General features: G+C 37.3%; 17 protein-coding genes. 8 read left to right on the top strand and 9 right to left on the bottom strand.

Annotation, left to right across the window (positions count from 1 at the left end; translation table 11 throughout):
- Window positions 1–73 precede the first annotated feature (73 nt).
- The 7 genes from ND811_RS17710 to ND811_RS17680 are packed head-to-tail and all read left to right on the top strand — an operon-like array spanning window position 74 to window position 8,286.
- A complete protein-coding gene (locus tag ND811_RS17710; RefSeq protein ID WP_265353318.1) occupies window positions 74–943 on the top strand; it encodes a Rossmann-fold NAD(P)-binding domain-containing protein in 870 nt (289 codons plus the stop codon).
- Entirely contained in the window at window positions 936–2,471 is a 1,536-nt protein-coding gene (gene hemC / locus ND811_RS17705) for a hydroxymethylbilane synthase (protein WP_265353317.1), read from the top strand. Before ND811_RS17710 ends, hemC begins: the two co-directional genes overlap by 8 nt.
- Window positions 2,468–3,421 carry a porphobilinogen synthase gene (gene hemB, locus ND811_RS17700; protein ID WP_265353316.1) on the top strand — a complete coding sequence of 318 codons (954 nt, stop codon included), beginning with the start codon at window positions 2,468–2,470 and terminating at the stop codon, window positions 3,419–3,421. Before hemC ends, hemB begins: the two co-directional genes overlap by 4 nt.
- Complete coding sequence (gene hemL, locus ND811_RS17695) at window positions 3,418–4,701, top strand: glutamate-1-semialdehyde 2,1-aminomutase (protein WP_265353315.1); 1,284 nt, start codon at window positions 3,418–3,420, stop codon at window positions 4,699–4,701. The genes hemB and hemL overlap by 4 nt, the downstream gene beginning before the upstream one ends.
- On the top strand, window positions 4,698–5,741 hold the full coding sequence (locus tag ND811_RS17690; RefSeq protein ID WP_265353314.1) for a uroporphyrinogen decarboxylase family protein: 1,044 nt from the start codon (window positions 4,698–4,700) through the stop codon (window positions 5,739–5,741). Before hemL ends, ND811_RS17690 begins: the two co-directional genes overlap by 4 nt.
- A complete protein-coding gene (hemN, locus tag ND811_RS17685) occupies window positions 5,738–7,078 on the top strand; it encodes an oxygen-independent coproporphyrinogen III oxidase (RefSeq protein ID WP_265353313.1) in 1,341 nt (446 codons plus the stop codon). The genes ND811_RS17690 and hemN overlap by 4 nt, the downstream gene beginning before the upstream one ends.
- Window positions 7,075–8,286, top strand: coding sequence for a protoporphyrinogen/coproporphyrinogen oxidase (locus ND811_RS17680; RefSeq protein ID WP_265353312.1), 1,212 nt, complete (start codon window positions 7,075–7,077; stop codon window positions 8,284–8,286). Before hemN ends, ND811_RS17680 begins: the two co-directional genes overlap by 4 nt.
- On the opposite strand, the gene hemH is transcribed toward ND811_RS17680, so the two are convergent.
- The 5 genes from hemH to ND811_RS17655 form a co-directional block, all read right to left on the bottom strand.
- Window positions 8,251–9,345: a ferrochelatase gene (hemH, locus tag ND811_RS17675; protein ID WP_265353311.1), complete on the bottom strand. Its 1,095-nt coding sequence runs from the start codon at window positions 9,343–9,345 to the stop codon at window positions 8,251–8,253. The two genes, ND811_RS17680 and hemH, sit on opposite strands and share 36 nt — an antisense overlap.
- Window positions 9,335–11,224, bottom strand: coding sequence for a type I DNA topoisomerase (topA, locus tag ND811_RS17670; protein WP_407658923.1), 1,890 nt, complete (start codon window positions 11,222–11,224; stop codon window positions 9,335–9,337). Before topA ends, hemH begins: the two co-directional genes overlap by 11 nt.
- Window positions 11,225–11,281: 57 nt before the next feature.
- Window positions 11,282–12,196 (bottom strand): cysteine synthase A, encoded by a 915-nt coding sequence (cysK, locus tag ND811_RS17665; RefSeq protein WP_265353310.1) that lies wholly within the window; start codon window positions 12,194–12,196, stop codon window positions 11,282–11,284.
- Between the two features lie 65 nt (window positions 12,197–12,261).
- On the bottom strand, window positions 12,262–13,149 hold the full coding sequence (locus ND811_RS17660) for a HEAT repeat domain-containing protein (RefSeq protein WP_265353309.1): 888 nt from the start codon (window positions 13,147–13,149) through the stop codon (window positions 12,262–12,264).
- Window positions 13,150–13,197: 48 nt separating this feature from the next.
- Window positions 13,198–13,746, bottom strand: coding sequence for a polyhydroxyalkanoate synthesis regulator DNA-binding domain-containing protein (locus tag ND811_RS17655; protein WP_004789271.1), 549 nt, complete (start codon window positions 13,744–13,746; stop codon window positions 13,198–13,200).
- Between the two features lie 58 nt (window positions 13,747–13,804).
- Here ND811_RS17655 and ND811_RS17650 point away from each other — a divergent pair, with 58 nt between their 5' ends.
- Entirely contained in the window at window positions 13,805–14,668 is an 864-nt protein-coding gene (locus ND811_RS17650; RefSeq protein WP_265353308.1) for a hypothetical protein, read from the top strand.
- 11 nt (window positions 14,669–14,679) lie between these two features.
- Here the strand turns inward: ND811_RS17650 and ND811_RS17645 are convergent, their stop codons facing one another.
- From ND811_RS17645 to ND811_RS17630, 4 genes are read right to left on the bottom strand one after another with little or no spacing between them, the layout of a single operon-like run.
- Window positions 14,680–15,453, bottom strand: a complete 774-nt coding sequence (locus ND811_RS17645) for a hypothetical protein (RefSeq protein WP_265353307.1) — start codon at window positions 15,451–15,453, stop codon at window positions 14,680–14,682.
- A 17-nt stretch (window positions 15,454–15,470) separates the two neighbouring features.
- Complete coding sequence (locus ND811_RS17640; protein WP_265353306.1) at window positions 15,471–15,980, bottom strand: TlpA family protein disulfide reductase; 510 nt, start codon at window positions 15,978–15,980, stop codon at window positions 15,471–15,473.
- A 5-nt stretch (window positions 15,981–15,985) separates the two neighbouring features.
- On the bottom strand, window positions 15,986–16,885 hold the full coding sequence (locus ND811_RS17635) for a decaprenyl-phosphate phosphoribosyltransferase (protein WP_265353305.1): 900 nt from the start codon (window positions 16,883–16,885) through the stop codon (window positions 15,986–15,988).
- Window positions 16,882–17,907, bottom strand: a complete 1,026-nt coding sequence (locus tag ND811_RS17630; RefSeq protein WP_322113488.1) for a hypothetical protein — start codon at window positions 17,905–17,907, stop codon at window positions 16,882–16,884. Before ND811_RS17630 ends, ND811_RS17635 begins: the two co-directional genes overlap by 4 nt.
- Between the last annotated feature and the right edge of the window lie 11 nt (window positions 17,908–17,918).

Genomic DNA, 17,918 nt, shown 5'->3' with positions numbered 1-17,918 from the left:
ATATCATATTTTATTTTTTTAGATACTGACAATCTTGTGACAGTTGGGAGTCTGTATTTGATAGAATAAAACTATGTGGTCGAACCTGATTCTATTACATTCAAATGATCCCGTCAATTCCTTAGACGATCCAGGTCTCGAGGTTTGGCAAACATGCCAGAGAACCATTGCGTTCGGAGACCGTAGACTATTTCCGCTTTCGGAGACAGAACGATTTTACAAAGGGTACGAAGTGTTTCATGGCTTTGAAGCTTACCGATTTCTCTTAGAAGTGGTTTCTGGTTTACGATCCAAATTATTCGGAGAATCAGAAATTCAAGCCCAATACCGAGATCGTTTCCGAGAAGATAAGGTCAATGATTCTACATTTGCTCTTTCTCTTCTAAGACTACGAGATCAAATTCTAGAACACACAAAACAAATTCGTTCCAAATATCTAACAGGGATTGGTAGACAAACTTACGGCAGTGTAGCAGAATCCTATTTGCAAAAACATAAAACAGTGACTCTACTCGGTACGGGAAAACTTGCTACATCCATCCTTCCTTATCTTGTTTCCAAAAACAAAGAAGTACGGCTTGTCGGACGAAACCAAACCAAAATGAATGAATTACAAAATGAGTTTCCCATTACAACTCACCACTGGGAAGATTACAAACCAAAAGATGAGGCCATTGTCATTGCTTCCAGTTTTTTACCATTCAATTGGGAATCAATGATCGAAAGTTCTACACTCATTTTGGATTTTCGTGAAACGGATTTTAACAAACCCAAATACCAAAATTACATTCCTCTTTCCAAAATTTTAGGAGATTTACAAGAAACCGATGAACAAATCCAATCAGTGAAAATGGACTTACAATTCTTTCTCACTGAACTCACTCGGGAAAGGGAGGAAGAACAAATACACATTATGAATGGATGGGAAGATTTACTTGTCTGAACAAATTAAAGTTGGAGGAAGATCCTCCCTACTCTCTCGAATTCAAATTTTTTCTGCCATTAAGGCCCTTCAGGAAAAAAATAAAACAAAAAACTTCCTACCAGTCTTTCGGGAATCTGCCGGTGACAAAGATCTAAAAACTCCACTTTGGCAATTTGCAGGACAAGGAATTTTCACCAAAGATCTCCAAGAAGATTTATTAAATCATAAAGTTGATATTGTCATCCATTCTTGGAAAGATATGGATCTACGAGAAAGAAAAGATACCATTCTTATACCCATTCTTCCTAGAGAAGATGTAAGAGATGTTTTATTATTCAAAAGAAATAAATGGATTTCTGCACCGACAAATATTACTATTCTTACTTCTTCGCCAAGAAGGGAACATCATATAAAAGACTTTATAAAAACTTATTTCCCTACTCCCATCAATTCCTTTGAAATCAATATAGAATCTGTTAGGGGGAATATACAAACAAGACTAAGAAAGTACCTCGACCATGAAAATGGTGGTATCTTAGTCGCAAAAGCTGCTTTGGACCGGATCCTAGGTTTTGAAGATCCAGAAAACCTAATTCCTGAATTGCAGGCAGTTAAAAAACTAATTACCGAAACGATTAGCCTTTCTTTGTTTATGGTATTACCTTCTTCTATTTTTCCTAGTGCGCCGGCGCAAGGTGCTCTTTGTGCTGAAATTCGAAAAGAAGACAAAGAATTAGAATTAATACTTAGAGAAATTACAAACAAAGAAGCAGAACTTACTGCAAATGAAGAAAGAAAAATATTATCTATGTATGGTGGTGGTTGTCATCAGAAAATTGGAGTTTCCGTATTAACTAGAGGTTACGGAAAAATAACCTTCGTTAAAGGAGAAACGGAGGATGGAAAAACTCTATTAACAAAAGAGTTATCCGGCACTCCCGAATTTAGTTTCGATCGATCCGAAGTTTGGCCTCCTAATGCTAAAATGGCAGCAAGACAAAGAGAAAGACTTACTTACTCTCTCCCGAAAGATGTGGATGTATTTGTCTCAAGAGGATATGCATTTCCTCTCGATTTATCCGTTAATCCAACAAACCAAATCCTTTGGTCAGCTGGTCTTTCCACCTGGAAAGATTTGGCACTCCGAGGATTCTGGGTAAATGGTACCTGTGATGGATTAGGTGAAAGTGAGCCTCCTATGATCGATTTACTTCTCGGAAGAAAAACCAATTTTGTTAAACTTACTCATGTAGATTCAGACAAACACAATAGTATTTATCCTGTGATTCCCACATATTTTGTATCAGCACCCGAAATCCCAGTACCATTTGATACTTCAAAAATCAAAGCAGCATATTGGAGAAGTGGCTCCGAATTTGATATTGTAACAAAAAGATTTCCTGAACTCCTTAACGTCATTCACTTTGTAGGCCCAGGATCCACATTCAACAAAATCAAACAAACGATAGGTGAAGAAGTCGCAAAGCAGAAAGTATTTGTCTCTCTGTCTTTTGATTCTTGGGTAGAAAGGTATATAAAACCATGAAAAAACAAACACTAAGATTACGTTCCAACCAATACTTAAGAAACTTAGGAGAAACTGGATCTCTCAATGTAAATAAAATGATCCAACCACTTTTTCTTGCTGAAGGCATAGACGAAAAAGAGCCTATCAAAGGTTTACCGGGAGTATTCCGCGATACAGAAAAATCGATTCTCCAACAAATCGAATCTGATTTAAAATCCGGTGTTTCTCAATTTTTGTTGTTTATGGTTCCAAAAGACAAGTCGGATACAGATTTTCCAAAAGACTTTTACCATTCCAATATCAGTGCGATCAAGAAGAGATTTCCTGAAATGTTTTTGTGGCTCGATACTTGTATCTGTTCTGTGACAACGACAGGGCATTGTTGCCATTTCCATAAATCAGGAGCTATTGACCTTGAATTAACATTAAAGCGTTTATCTGATTTAGCACTGATCTATGCAGATGCTGGCGCAGACGGTATTGCTCCCAGCGATATGATGGATGGCAGAGTTGGTTCACATCGAAAAATTCTAGATGCGAACGGACATTCAATGGTCCCTATCATGAGTTACTCAACAAAATTCAAAAGTAACTTTTATGGCCCATTCCGTGGTGCTGCTGATTCATCTCCGCAATTCGGAGATAGAAGTGGATACCAACTTGATGTTAGGGATCGCGATACAGCTATCCATACATCCATTCGAGACAAAGAAGAAGGTGCCGACTTACTCATGGTAAAACCAGGTATGACTGCCATTGATCTTATCGGACCGATTAAAGAAAAAACAGGACTTCCCACCGGAGCATACCAAGTAAGTGGTGAATACGCAAGTCTTGTGTATTTAGCAAACGAAGGTTTTTTAAATTTTGAAGAAGGTTTAAAAGAAACTTGGGATGTCTTTAGGAGAGCCGGGTCTTCCTATTTAATTACTTACGGTGCAAGAATCGCACAAAGGTTGTATTCATGAATTCAGAAGAACTATTTTTACGTTCTAAAAATGTGGTTCCAGGGGGAGTCCATAGCCCGGTTCGTTCCTTTGCCTCTGTCGGTGGCACACCTATTTTTTTTAGCGAAGCAAATGGCGCCTATTTAAAGTCAGTCGAAGGAAAAGAATATATAGATTATTGTTTGAGTTTTGGCCCACTTCTTTTTGGTCATAGACATCCAGAAATTCAAGAAGTAGTGGAAGATACGGTAAAAAAGGCTTGGTCTTTCGGTGCTTGCGAACCTTACTCCTTAGAACTTGCCGAATTTATCACGAGCAAAATTCCCTGGGCAGAAAAAGTCCGATTCGTTAACTCTGGAACGGAAGCTGTAATGAGTGCCCTTCGGGTCGCAAGAGCAGCAACAGGTAGAAGTAAAATTCTAAAATTTGACGGTTGTTACCACGGCCACCTAGACCAACTCCTTGTAAAAGCGGGTTCAGGTCTTGCCGGGTTAAGTTCAAGTGATAGCAAAGGGATTGGACCAGAAATCATACAAAATACCCTCGTACTTCCGTTAGATGATGAAACGAAGTTAGAAAATTTATTTTCGGAACAAGGAAAGGACATAGCTTGCCTTATCATTGAACCACTTCCGGCAAACTACGGGCTTCTGCCACAAAGAATAGAATTCTTAAAAAAATGTAGAGAACTGGCAACTAAACACGGAACCTTACTTTTGTTTGACGAAGTGATCTCTGGCTTTCGTGTATCTTTTCAAGGGATGGCGGGACTTACAGGAATTGTTCCCGACTTAGTATGTTACGGTAAAATCATCGGAGGAGGTTTTCCTGTGGGAGCCTATGCAGGCAAAAAAGATCTTATGGATTTAGTTGCACCCAGTGGCCCTGTTTACCAAGCGGGTACATTATCAGCAAATCCAATAGGTATGCGGGCTGGTCTCAAAACTTTAACGAAAGCCTGGAGTGAAAATCCGTATCCAGAATTAGAATCAAAAACAAAACAACTCACTTCAGGAATATTAAAACTTTTAGAAGAATCAGGAGATTCGAACTGGGAAGCCGTCACTTTCGGAAGTTTATTTTGGCTCAAAGGAAAAACTAAGGATCCTGTTCGCACCATAACAGCCATTCCAGAAGACCACAAATCCAGGTTTGCTGTATTTTTCCATAAACTACTAAAACAAGGCGTGTATCTTGCACCAAGCGGTTACGAGGTTGGATTTCTGTCTACGGTTCATTCCGATAAAATTATCGAAACCACATTAAATAAAACCAAACAGGCATTAAAGGATATAAAATGATTACAACTACGTTTAGAAATGAAAAATTTGCCAATGCCTTAAATTTAATACCCCAAAAAGTCCCGCCTGTTTGGTTTATGCGTCAAGCAGGGAGATACCACTCCCATTATCGTAAACTAAAAGAAACTTATAGTTTTATGGACTTATGCAAACAACCAGAACTAGCAGCAGAAGTAGCCTTAGGTCCTGTTCGTGAATTTGGTTTTGATGTTAGTATATTGTTTTCTGACCTGCTATTTCCATTGGAAGCCTTGGGAATGGGTTTAACTTATGATCCCGGACCTAAACTTTCTTTTTCCCTCACCTCCGAAAAAGATATATTAAGATTAAAATCACAAGATGAAGCAATCGAAGGGTTAAAATTCCAAAAAGAGGCAGTGATTCGAACAAGAGAAGTTTTACCTAAAGATGTTTCTCTCATAGGATTTGTAGGTGGCCCGTTTACATTAATGACCTATGCAAGTATAGGAAAACACGATGGGAATTTATCCTTTATCAAAACAAATCAAAATTTTGTAGATAAATTTTACTCAATACTTGTTCCTCTCCTCAAACAAAATATCGAATTACAATTGCAAGGTGGCGCAGAGGTAGTAATGATTTTTGATACCGCCGCAGGAATGTTAGATCCTTATAACTTTCAAAGATATGTTGTCCGTCCAATTACCGAATTAACAAAACTCTATCCAAAACAAATTGGATATTACGCAAAAAACTCCACGGAAGAACATGTTAGACAAATTCAAGATATTCCTGGTTTAGCGGGTTTTGGTGTGGATCATAGATTTTCAATCAGACAAACTCTAAAAAACTTTGGTGGCAACGGTTTTATCCAGGGAAATTTTGATCAGGAACTTTTATTCGCAGATCCGATGGTTTTAAAACAAAAGATAAGAGAGTATCTTTTACCGATCAAAGATTTAAGTCCTGATGAACGAAAAGGATGGGTGGCCGGACTCGGACACGGAGTTTTACAGTTCACACCGGAAACTTCAGTCCATCTTTTGATTGACGAAACAAGAAAGGTATTTAGCGAATGAAGCACTTACTCGAAAAATACGATACACCAGCACCAAGATACACCAGTTATCCTACAGTTCCTTATTGGACAGATTCCCCAACCTTGGACGAATGTATCCAATCTTTGGAAACCCATTTAACGCCCAAAGAATCTAAGCTGGCACTATACCTTCATATTCCATTTTGCGAAACACTCTGTACGTTTTGTGGATGTAATACTTCAATCACAAAAAACCATACAGTAGAAGAACCTTATGTGAAGGCTCTAAAAACTGAGTTAAATCTTTATACGGATAAAGTAAATAGCTTGAAGGGTAAAAAACTTAGCGAACTACATTTAGGCGGCGGAAGCCCAACTTACCTTTCTGACTACCATCTAGAGTCTACAATTGATTACATTTTAAATAAACTAAATCCAACAGAAAATCCACAATATTCAATTGAAGTAGACCCAAGAAGGACAAGAGTTTCTCAACTGAAACTACTACAAAAATTAGGATTCAGAAGGATTAGTTTAGGAGTGCAAGACTTTGATCCTGAAGTGCAAAGGTTAGTTAACAGAATACAACCTTTTGAACTTACAGAGAATATCACTCGTGAGGCTAGAGCTCTCGGTTTTGATTCCATCAATTTTGACCTTATATATGGCTTACCCAAACAAACTTTGGATTCAATGAAATATTCCATTGAACGGACGTTAGAACTAAAACCCGATAGAATTGCTTTTTATTCTTATGCTCATGTACCTTGGATAAAAGCATCACAACGTCTGTTTACAGAAAAAGATCTCCCTGAAGCTACCGTAAAACGAGATTTATATGAAACAGGAAGGTTACTTTTAGAAAAAGAAGGTTACAGGGAAATTGGAATGGATCATTTTGCCCTTCCCCACGATAAACTATGGAAAGCTTTTAATACTAACCAACTTCACAGAAATTTTATGGGTTATAGTGACTCAAGAACAGATGTTATGTTAGGATTAGGATCCTCTTCAATTTCAGAAACTCCCGATCTTTTTTTTCAAAACCAGAAATTAGAAATGAAATATCGAAAATCTTTGTTAGACGGAATTATCCCAATCCTTCGCGGCCACAAATTAACAAAGTCAGACCAAATGCGTAAACAGCTGATTTTAGATTTAATGACCTCTTGGAAAGTCAAAGTTCCTAATGAAATAAAAGCTCACGTATATCAATTTCTAAGTGAAATGGAATCGGACCAGTTGGTTAAATGGCAAGAGAATATACTGACAGTGACTGAACTTGGGAAACCTTTCCTAAGAATCATCGCAATGGCTTTTGATGAGAAACTACAACTAAGCCAACCAACAAAACCTGTTTTTTCAAAAGCAATATGAGAGACCAAGTTCATATCGTTGGGGGCGGCATTACTGGTTTATTTTTAGCATACCATCATACAAAACTTGGAGACTCAGTTACTTTATACGAAATGTCCGATAAATTAGGTGGAGTGATTGGAACAAAAGTTGTTAATGAAGGACTTGTCGAACTTGCTGCCAACGGTGTTTTGCTAACGGATGAAATGAAATCTATGTTAGATGATATCGGCCTTTCCCCTGTTTTTCCAAATAAAGCAGCAAAAAGAAGATATTTTTGGACCAATCAAAAATTATCAAGACTTCCAATTTCTATTTTCACTGGCATACGGTTAGTTTTTACATTACTGTTTAAAAAAATAAAATTTAATGAAAACCAGAACTTTGAAACTTGGGCATGCCAAATGTTTGGCACCTCTGTTACAAAAAACATCATTGAACCGGCGATTGGTGGAGTTTACGGTACTCGACTCGACTCCCTACAAGCAGAGTCGATATTTTCCAAATGGGAAGGATCGGGTAAAAATACAATCCTTCAGGAATTAAAAAGGAATAAAACCAAAACGTATGGAACGGTATCCTTTCCCAAAGGTATGGGCGACTTAGTTTCTCATTTAGTCCAATATTTAGAACATAAAATACAAATCAAAACTCAATTTCAACCAGTTAACCTAAAAGAAATTCTTACTTGGAAAGGAAAAATTCGTTTTTCAACATCCTTAAAAAATCTAATTCCAATTCTTGGTGATCTCATCGAACCTAATGAAGTTCCCAATTTACTTTCCATCACGACAATCACAAGGTTTGGAAAAAATCACCTTACAAAGAAACCATGTTTTGGAGTCCTTTTTGGAAAAAACGAAGGAATCCGTGCACTCGGTGTATTATCAAATTCGGATATCTTTCCAGGCAGGTCGCAACAAGGCCTTCATTCAGAAACTTGGATTTATCCAAGTATAATCAAACCAAGTGACTCTATAACCTGGGAATCTATCCTCGAAGAAGATAGGAAGGTAATCACAGAAAAAGAAGATTCACCAAAGGCAGTTTATGTAACTTCCTGGAGCGGTGTATTTCCGGCTTATGATAAAAAACTATATTCGTTCAACAAACGATTAGATTCTTTAGAAAGACAATGGCTGTCAAATGGAATAGACATACGTTTTTTGGGGAACTATCGAAAAGGAATTGGACTAAGATCCATATTTGAATCGACAAGTAGAGAGTGATTCCCCACCCATTTCTTTACAGAAACAGTGATGAATTGACTTGTCTACTGCAAGAACCTTCTCCGCCAAATACTCGATAAACGGAGGATAAATACCAAACGCAGGAATTCGAATAAATGCTTTTGCACCTAACTCTAAAGCAAGGTCTTTAAATTGTTCACCAATTTCTTCTAACGTTTCTAAATGATCGCTAACAAAACTAATTGGATATACTGCAATTTGTTTCCCTTCTTTAGCAAGGGAACTTATCATTTCCAAGGAACTTGGTCCAGTCCACTTTGCGGGCCCCACCTTACTTTGATAAGATATATGGATTTGTCCTCGAAAACCAAACAAACGGAGTTCGTTTGTAATACCATTTACAGAAGATTCAATTTCCTCCATGTACCTATCCCCTTTCCGAATGAGTCGCATTGGAACACCGTGTGCAGAAAACACGAGATCCATCTCTCTCCAATCTAATGTTGTTTTTTGAGTAGGAAAATGTAAAAAATCCTCAGGTTTTAAGGCTCCGGTAAAAAAATCGAAAATAAACTTAGCTGATATTTGGTGAAACTTAGGATCGGAGGCAAAACTGGGAACATATCCCCCGCTTCCAACAGGGCATTCTTTAAACTTTTTTTCTAAATGATTTAATGTAGATAAAACTGTCGAACGAGAAAACTGAGGATATAACGGTAGATAGATGGTATCGGTTGATGGTTTTCCAAATTCTTTATCCCTAATATGAGGAAATCCACAGGTCATGGCAACCTTCACTGTCCAAGTAACATTAGTCTTTTGATTCAAAATCCTTTCTATGGTTCTAGCTTGTTTCTCGGTTTCGGAAACCAAAGGAGAACCTCCACCAAAACCCATAGATTCATATATTTTTTTTACCTTAGGGCTACGTTTTTTGGCAATAAACCTCGCCAAAGGTAGGCGTAAAAATTCAGGTAAAGGCAAATCGAAGACAAACGGATCTGTAAATAAGTCTGTTAAAAAGACCTCAATTTCTGCTGTGTTTCTTGGCCCGCCTAAATTGACGAGGACCAATGTTTTTTGCGGTTTATGGCTCATAGGTTATGTAGTCACAATGCGGGTAACGGGAACAAAAATAAATGGTTTTTCCTTTTTTGCCAAGTTTGGTTTTTACAATTCCTTGTTTGCATACAGGACATATATTTCCATCATTTAGACGAGACTCACCAAAATCAGAGGATATATTTTCTTTTTTTACTTTAGTGTTTTTAGCGGTAACAGGTTTCTCCAATTTATTTTTATGCACTAAAGGATTAGTGTCTAATTCAGATTGGTTTATTTTTTTTCTAGGACTTCGTAAGATGCGAAGTAAATCTTCATAAAAATTTTGGATGAGAAGAATTCTTGATTCTTTATTCTCGGTGACTAAATCCAACTTCTTTTCCAAATCTTTCGTAAAAGACTCACCAATCATTTCTTGAAAGTTTAGATATAAGTAATCGTTGACTTTCAAACCAAGTGCAGTAGGACCAATAGACTTGTGATATTCAACAATGTATTTTCGAATTTTTAAAGTTTCGATAATTGTCCCATAAGTGGATGGTCTACCCACACCGGTATCTTCCATTTTTTGCACAAGTTTACCTTGCGTGTAACGAACAGGAGGTTCCGTTTGTTTTTCTTCTATGGTATAGGACTCGTAAAGAAACCGATCTCCCAATTTCCAATCTAATCTCTTTTGTATTTTTTTCTTTTCTGATTTAGTAAAGGCTTTAAATCCAAAATCGGTAATGAATTCGTTTTTATAATAAAAAACTTCCTTTTCTTTTTGGAATTCATAGATAGTCTCTTCACCTAACTCAGGCTTCATTAAAGAAACCAAAAAACGTTCCCATATCAAATTGTATAGTTTCTTCTCATCTGGCGATAGATAGGGCGAAATGGAATCGGGAGTCAAATTTGGATTTGTGGGAATAACTGCTTCGTGAGCGTCCTGAGAGTGTTTTTTTAGTTTCCCTGGAAATGAACTTATTTGGGAAAGTAAACCAGGATAATTTTTATTCAAATATTCCTCGCCTAACTCTCGTTTACCCGATGACACACGTGTGCTATCCGTACGCATGTAAGTAATTAAACCGACCCTCTCGCCAGAACCAATTTTTTTCCCCTCAAAAAGCATCTGTGCCAATTTCATAGTTTTTTTAGAGTCAAATCCTAAAAGACGAAAGCTTGTTTCTTGTAAACTTGCAGTAGAAAATGCGGGAGGCGGATTTCTTTTTATATTTTTCTTTTTAATTTGAGATAATCTTAATTCTTTTAACTTGGATGGTTCCGGTAAAATTTCTATTTCTGACAGTAATTTCTGTATCGATTGAGAATTTAACTTATCCTTCGTTTGGTGGTCTAAATCAACCGATTCGCCTAAAACTGATCCATGTAACTTTAATTGGTAGTAAACTTCTTTGGAAAAATTCTGAATTTCTTTTTCTCGTTCACAAATCCAATGTAAAACGGTAGATTGCACACGTCCTGCTGATAGAGAAGAAATTTTTAATTGTTTCCACAGATCTGGCGAAACCTCAAATCCAAAAATTCGATCAACAACTCGTCTGGCAATTTGTGATTCAATTTCAGCAAGATCCAATCCAGATTTAAATTGGATTTGTCGGCGTACTTCTTCTTTTGAAATTTCTTTTAATCGAAGTCTATAAATTGGTTTTTTTAATTTCACCAACTCATCATAACAATGTTTGGCGATGATTTCCCCTTCGCGGTCGGGGTCACTTGCAATGTAAATAACAGAAGATAGTTTGGCTTTTGCTTTAATCGCAGAAAAAACGGTCTTTTTTCCTTTTAACCATTCATATTCCGGTTCAAATTGATTTTTTAAATCAACTCCATAGGACTTGGGAGGAAGGTCCTTGATATGACCTTTAGTAGCAACAACAATCCAATCCTTATCTAAATAGGAAGCAATTGTTGTTGCTTTTGTCGGTGACTCGACTATTAAAATTTTGGTGATCTTAATCCCCTATTAAACGAACAAACCTTCAACAGATAAGTATCTTTCTCCTGTATCATAACAGAAAGTAAGAACCTTCGAACCGGCAGGAATTTCTTTTAATTTTTTTGAAACTGCGGCAAGACTCGCACCAGAAGAAGTTCCGATAAAAATTCCTTCTTTTTTAGCAGCAAGGACAGCCATAGTAAAGGCTTCATCTTTACCTACAGTAATGATTCCATCAAGTAACTCTGTTTTACAGTTTTTAGGAATGAATCCAGCGCCAATTCCTTGTAGAGGATGTGGGCCAGGTTTTCCACCACTGAGAACAGGAGAACCTTCTGGTTCGACAGCAAATACTTTGAGTTTAGGGAATCTCTTTTTTAAGTTCTCAGCACAACCAGTGATATGACCACCAGTACCGACTCCCGTAATGATATAATCCAATCCGTCCGGGAAATCTTTTGCGATTTCTTCGGCTGTTTTTTCTCTATGAACTTGAATGTTTGCCTCGTTTTCAAACTGCTGGGGCATCCAAGCTTTTGGGTTGGCTGCAACAATTTCTTGGGCTTTTGCAATCGCACCTGGCATTCCTTTTTCTCTTGGAGTAAGTTCAAACTTAGCACCGTAAGCTGCCATAATTCTACGTCTTTCTACCGACATATGTTCTGGCATTACTAGAGTGATCGCATACCCTTTAACAGCTGCTACCATAGCAAGTCCAATCCCTGTGTTTCCTGAAGTAGGTTCTACAATAAAAGAATCTTTTTTTAATTTTCCAGATTTCTCTGCTTCTTCAATCATCGCAAGAGCAATCCGATCTTTGATCGATCCGCCAGGATTTTGTCTTTCGAGTTTCATATATACTTCATGGTCTGTTCCAAAAAGTCGCGACAATCTAACGTGAGGTGTATTTCCGATGGCTTCTAGAATGCTGTTTAATTTCATAATTTCTCCGCTCTGTCACATTTTAAGGGAAAAAGCGGATTTGTCCACAATGAAAATTGGAAAACTTATGGAGCGTGGAAAGAAACGAGAAACTGGTAATCCGATTTCATTTGCTTTAGAACCTTAGCATTGTTTTCGGATTGGATCACCTTTTCTAAGTAAGGTGCCGATGTTCGAAAATCCAATCGACGTAGTGCATCTGATGCTTTTGCCCTAACCTCCGGATCCTTATTTGTCAAAGATTCCAAAACGGATTTATAATTTTGGTTTGGCAGTCGTTCCAATCCTACCACAGCGGAAAGAAGGGAAATTTTTGCATAAGGAACTGTCTCTTTGCCCAAAGTATCCAACAAACTAGACAGAAATTCAGTTTTTCCAGAAAGATAAACTGCGTCAGCTGCCGAACTGCGAAGGTAAAAATTGGGGCTCGTTAATGCGGATTTAATTGTCGATTCTGATTCAGCAGTTAACGGCAACGATCCTAAAGCCCTTAAGATTTCCCCACAGGCGAGAGTGATGGGAATCTCACCATCATCATAAAAATAAGGACTGGAAGGAGATGAGCTATCGGCAACACCATCTTTCCAAGTTCGCACTTTTTGTGGGTTATGTTCGGGAATGTTGTTTGATTCTTTTTGGTAAGTTTTGATTAAATAGGGTATGGCAATTTTATCGCCTTTTTTTCCCAATGCTTGTGCAGCATAAAATTTAACTGCAGGTGCATTTCTCGGACTTGTGGGAAAATGAGAAGTCCCTTCCAAAGCCGAGATAATATCTCGAATTCCCAAACTTGATTTAACAAAAGTAAGCTTGTCAATTGCATCACGAATTTCAAATACATCGGAAGATGCTAATCTAGTTTGTTGGATTTCAAAAAATCGTTCATCACTCTCTGCCATAAGAGTTACGGGCACCAAAACAGCGCACAAAATCCAACCAAATATTCGAATCATCCTAACCTACCTCTGTTTACAGGAGACGGGAAAAGGAGGCAGATTCTGTTAGTTTTCTTTTAATTTTTCTGCCACTTCTTTTAGTTTTTCGGAGAGGTCCCCAAGAGTAGCTTTATCTTCTTCCAAAATGGACTGGCTGAATTTTTCCAAATCTCTTTGGATTTGTTCCTTTTTTTCGCTGGCGCGAGAGGCCATTTTACGCAATAGATCTTCCCTATAATGACTGAAATCTGCCTCTTTGAGTTCGCCCAGTTCCACCATAGAATTCACTATTTTTTCTAGACGTTCTGAAGTGAGGTAATTGGCTCCAATTCCTCCAAGAATCAATCGTTCAAAAAGACCAGAAACATCTCTTCCCGTTTCGCGAATCAGAGAAGTTAACATAAAGTTTGAAAAGTCTTCATTTCTTTGTCCTAAACTTACCTTAAGAAAGGTCTGTCCCAAAATTTTAGGAGTGATGTCTTCTCCTGTCATATTGTCTTGGACTTTGATTTCTTCTCCACCAATGATCATCTTAGCCACATCTTCTAAAGTGATGGTGGAGCTAGTTTCTGGATCATAGAGTCTGCGGTTTGCGTATCGCTTAAGGAGCTTCATCGGAGATGCTTTTTAAAATGACTTTCAAGCCTAGGGGGTCAACTAAAATACAATCGTAATGGACACTCTATTCGGTGCAGTTTTGACACAACTTCCAGAACCTGAAAAAAACCTGATCGCATCCTGGTTACAAGTACAGGGACTCGTTGTAAAAGAATGTACAAGTAAAAATTGGAAGGATTATCAAGACTCCATTCGACTTTTTACAAAACCATCTCCAGACTTAGCAAAAGAATTATTGGAATGGAGCATTGAACCTATCTTATGTGGTAATTTCACAAATGCAGAAAAGGAAATTTATAAAGAAGTTGGTGTCACCCTACTATGGGAAAAACCATACACAGAAATCCATACTTTACCATATAAAACCTTACCTTTGTCAAAATTGACCTGGGTTATTTACACAAAAGATCCAATATTCGACAAACATCTGTCAGTATTTTTAAAAACTATGGGTCAAACTGTTTTTGCCGAAGGGAACCTGGAATTTCTGTTAAAGAGAATTCAAACGGGGCCATGCCATTTTCTTATTTTAGATTGGGATGTAGTGAATGACCCAAGGACCTTTGTGTTAGAAATTTCGAAGCTAAAAAAAGCAAAACAGTTTTTATCCATTGGGATCAAAGACTTTATGAAGGAAAATCTTTACAGAGATTTAAAAACAGGGATAGGAACCATTTCGGAGGTATTGGTTGCTAAATTAGATTTTTGGAATGTACTTGTTCATTCCTTTCCGCTGAGAGAGGAAGAAGACACAAACGATTGGAAAGAATCTTCTCAATCGATTTCAAAACTCAGTTTTTCCTTCCAAGAGAAACAAATCCCTATTTCCATGCAATTAACTGAAACCACAATGATCAAAAAAAAATTAATCCATCCACAAGTAGAAAACTTGTTAGGACTCTTTGGTTGGTTTTTATAATCGAAATTAGATCATTCAAAAAGTAACATATCATCACCAGAAAGTTCTCCAGCCCCTCGATTCGGAAAAGCTTGTTCAAAAAAAAGTGCAGCAAGCAAGTCAAAATCCTCGTCTACTTCTCGATTTTCCAATTCCCAAAGTTCATTTCTTCGTTTGATAAGAAGGGATACAGTAGAATCTTCTAAAGCAAAATCGATCTTCAATCGATTCAAAGTGCGGATGAAAAAATTTAAGTTATAAACAACATAATCTCTAAAATACGTAAGGCCGGCAATGGTTGGTTCATATTTCAAAAGAGCTTCGGTCAAATAACAGGCTGTTTTTAAATCTTCTGTTGCCCCCGTATCCTTATACGCTTTGAAGATATGATGTATTGTCTCATGCATAGAAATAGTGGAATGATAGGAATCCTCAATCAGTCTTATTGCTTCTGGGTGAGATTCCATATAAGCAAATACATCTACAATTTCACCGAGGGACGCCGCACGTTTCCTTTCGGCATCACATGGTTCCTCTGTAATTTTTGGATCTACTAGTAAAATAAAAAGGTATTTGGTTTCGAAGGCAAAACGTGATTCCTTAGGAATATAATATTCGATCCAAATTGGTTCTTTGTAATAATCAATGGATTCTTGAAAGCTGAGTTCTGGTGTGACTTTAAGGGACTTAAGTTTTTTTACGTCATCGGTGATGACCTTCTTACCTTCAACCCGAGTCCTACTGCGTTTGATTTGCCGGAGTTCCGACTTATTCAAAAGCGGTTTTGGTTTAAAGGAAGAATCCATGTTATATCATCGACAGTTTAAAAAAAGCGCAAAAGAAAAGATCGTAACCAAAATCCAAATGGACTCAAGATTCCTGTGTCAGAAAAAACGACCCTTCCTTTTTCATTCAAAAATACAGTGGTAGGATATGCCGAAATTCTCCATTCCTTCAAAATCCTGTAGTCGGCAAAGTAGATTGGTCGTTTTGCTTCTGGAGAAAGTTGGGAAATAATGGCCTTCGTTTCTTCCGAGTCTTCTGCCTCTAAAACAGAAAGAAAAATCATGGATTTCGGTAAAAGTTTTAAATTCGCTTCTAAGATAGGAGCATAAGCCTTACAAACGGTGCACCAAGTAGCCCAAAAATATACCACCTTAGGGTGTCCTTTCCAAGAATTGGCTTCTGTGGGAGTTGTCGCTAAGACCTCGATAGAAACACCGGGACTAGTATCTCTTCCCTTAAAGTAAGAAAAACAAAGGGTCGTGGAAAAAAAGAAAACAAAGGCGAATACCACCTTCCATCCATAAGGTAAATTCTTCCAAATTTTCATGGTCTCTAATGTAAGACTGGAGTATGACCCGATAAGTTCCCAAACATTAAAAATAAGATGAGAAGTAACCAAATAAACCCGGATGAAAGGACACTGACATCCGTAAGGATGGCTTTTGTGGGGTTATGACCCATGTTCTTGATATAAATGATATATAAAGAACGAAAGATGGCATACACTACGATAGGAACTGTATAAACCATATAAGGAGTTCCTAAACTTTTTGCCGTTTCCGCACTCACAGTATACATTACATAACTGACAAGAGTGAGCGTTGCAACAACAGCCATCATTAAATCCAAAAACTCAATAGAATATTCTTCCAAAATCTTTCTGTGTTTGCCGGCATCCGTTTTTAGGATATTGATTTCACCCCGACGTTTGGAAAAACCCCAAAAAAGTGCCAACATAAAAGTACAGAGCAACAACCAATGTGAAAATTCCACTCCAATGACAACGGCACCAGCAATGGCACGTAACACAAATCCAATAGAAATACTCATCACATCCAAAATTACAATATGTTTTAAGACTTTGCTGTATAACATATTAAAGAGCAAATAGAAGATAGTTAGATAAAAGAATACCGGAGAAAGTTTATAAGCACCGATGAGTGCGATCGGAAGAATGACACCAGTGATTGCCAAAGCAATCCCAGAATCCAACTCTCCACTAGCAAGTGGTCGATGTTTTTTTTCCGGATGTTTTGCATCTTCCTTTTGATCTAAAAAATCATTAAACACATACTGGCAACTTGCGACCAATGAAAAACAAAAGAACGCCAAACAAACTTTTGTTAAAGAAGAAAGATCGAAAATTTTTTTAGAAAAAATTAACCCTGCAAATAGAATGACGTTTTTCACCCACTGAGGGATTCGCATTAACTTAAAATATAGGTTAATCATTTTTTCTTCACTTTATGAGCTTCAATGAACTTCATTTTTAATTTGATAGTTTTTGCATCTTTAACTTTTGGGAATACAAAATGAATTTGGGGGTCAGATCCCGTTGTAATCATTTCCACAAGCTCTCCCGGTGTTTGTTTTCCAGCAGTTTTGATATCGATAATTTTCAAAAAATCCTGGTAATCCTCAGGTAGTAAATTAGGACTCACAACAATTTTTTTCTTATAAACCTCATTTCCCTTTGCATCGAGAATGGAAATTTGATCTAGAGCAAAACGAATTCCCCGTTGCTCCAATGGATCAATACGAAGTCCACCGAACTCAGACATTGAATTGGGAAGTTCCCATTCATATTCTACCCAACTTCCGCTGTCTTTTTTCAAAACAGGTTTTGTAACCATAAGAGATTCCCTGGTATCAGGTTTTTCTCTACTGATAAAGCTATATACCTTGATCGATTGGTCTTTAAGAACAGGGTATTTGTAATGGTAATAGGAAATACTAAAGAGAATACTTGCTAAAATTACACTCACTAACCCAATCCGGACTCTTCTTAACAAACGAAATTGGTCTAAACTTGTCAAATAACGAGTATTAAACTCTTTTTTGGATTCCGTCGATAAAAACTCAAAAGTATCAATGGCAGAGGACAAAACATTTTCTAATTCCTTGCCACTCCCTTCGGAAAGTTTTCCAAAGGACTCTAAAAACTGAAATGGTTTTAATTTTTGTTTTGTTTCAGGGATCAAAAAACCTTCGAGATTTCCCTCAAAAGGGATCTCTTTTTGACTGGTCATTCGCAAATGGTAATTTACCAAATCATAAGCCAAATAACGAAACAAAAGTTTTGTATCGTCTAACTTATCGTTTGATAATAGAATTTCAAGGGACTCTAACCTGGACTCAATCGAAGACAAACTTCTCTTTTGAGCCTCTTTTTGTTCCTCCAATTCTAACTCTTCAGGGGTCAAAACGGGAGCTTTCCAAAAAGAAAACAATAAATTTTGTATGCTTAATTTCACAAATACCAAGT

It is taken from the genome of Leptospira soteropolitanensis (genome assembly GCF_026151655.1).
GTDB lineage: Bacteria > Spirochaetota > Leptospiria > Leptospirales > Leptospiraceae > Leptospira_A > Leptospira_A soteropolitanensis.
The sequence above is the reverse complement of the archived record's forward strand: the minus strand, read 5'-3'. Positions and strand labels throughout refer to the sequence as shown.

Coding starts and splice junctions, on each gene's coding strand:
- ND811_RS17635 (WP_265353305.1), bottom strand. CDS start 16,885: ATGATTAACCTATATTTTAAGTTAATGCGAATCCCTCAGTGGGTGAAA.
- ND811_RS17660 (WP_265353309.1), bottom strand. CDS start 13,149: ATGATTCGAATATTTGGTTGGATTTTGTGCGCTGTTTTGGTGCCCGTA.
- ND811_RS17655 (WP_004789271.1), bottom strand. CDS start 13,746: ATGAAGCTCCTTAAGCGATACGCAAACCGCAGACTCTATGATCCAGAA.
- hemH (WP_265353311.1), bottom strand. CDS start 9,345: ATGAGCCATAAACCGCAAAAAACATTGGTCCTCGTCAATTTAGGCGGG.
- ND811_RS17680 (WP_265353312.1), top strand. CDS start 7,075: ATGAGAGACCAAGTTCATATCGTTGGGGGCGGCATTACTGGTTTATTT.
- ND811_RS17710 (WP_265353318.1), top strand. CDS start 74: ATGTGGTCGAACCTGATTCTATTACATTCAAATGATCCCGTCAATTCC.
- ND811_RS17690 (WP_265353314.1), top strand. CDS start 4,698: ATGATTACAACTACGTTTAGAAATGAAAAATTTGCCAATGCCTTAAAT.
- hemL (WP_265353315.1), top strand. CDS start 3,418: ATGAATTCAGAAGAACTATTTTTACGTTCTAAAAATGTGGTTCCAGGG.
- ND811_RS17640 (WP_265353306.1), bottom strand. CDS start 15,980: ATGAAAATTTGGAAGAATTTACCTTATGGATGGAAGGTGGTATTCGCC.
- hemB (WP_265353316.1), top strand. CDS start 2,468: ATGAAAAAACAAACACTAAGATTACGTTCCAACCAATACTTAAGAAAC.
- ND811_RS17650 (WP_265353308.1), top strand. CDS start 13,805: ATGGACACTCTATTCGGTGCAGTTTTGACACAACTTCCAGAACCTGAA.
- ND811_RS17645 (WP_265353307.1), bottom strand. CDS start 15,453: ATGGATTCTTCCTTTAAACCAAAACCGCTTTTGAATAAGTCGGAACTC.
- hemN (WP_265353313.1), top strand. CDS start 5,738: ATGAAGCACTTACTCGAAAAATACGATACACCAGCACCAAGATACACC.
- cysK (WP_265353310.1), bottom strand. CDS start 12,196: ATGAAATTAAACAGCATTCTAGAAGCCATCGGAAATACACCTCACGTT.